Source organism: Salifodinibacter halophilus (genome assembly GCA_012999515.1).
Classification (GTDB): domain Bacteria; phylum Pseudomonadota; class Gammaproteobacteria; order Nevskiales; family Salinisphaeraceae; genus Salifodinibacter; species Salifodinibacter halophilus.
Genome location: JABEEB010000304.1, coordinates 1 through 267 on the forward strand (window position 1 = coordinate 1; position 267 = coordinate 267).

At 67.0% G+C, this 267-nt stretch carries 1 protein-coding gene; it reads right to left on the reverse strand.

The window, feature by feature from the left end; all coding sequences use genetic code 11:
• Positions 1-95: 95 nt before the first annotated feature.
• A partial coding sequence (locus HKX41_11780) for a GNAT family N-acetyltransferase (protein ID NNC24813.1) occupies positions 96-267 on the reverse strand: 172 nt, incomplete at its 5' end.

Genomic DNA, 267 nt, shown 5'->3' on the forward strand with positions numbered 1-267 from the left:
GTACGACGGGCGACATCGCGCGCGTCCGTTTTCCTCGGCGTGCGTTACGGCCGCGTCGCGGCTTGCGCCGCTCCTACAGGGGGCTTCGGCCAGCCTCAGTCGAGCTCGCGGATCAAGCTGATTTCGTCGCGCAGTGGAATGCCGTGGCGGCCGAGCAGCGGGATCGCCGGGTCGGCTTCGCGTTCCAGGTCGATCGCGCCCGGCACCAACCGATGCAGGCGAAAACCACGGCGTTGGTAGAAGCGCAAAGCATCGAGGTTGTCGTTG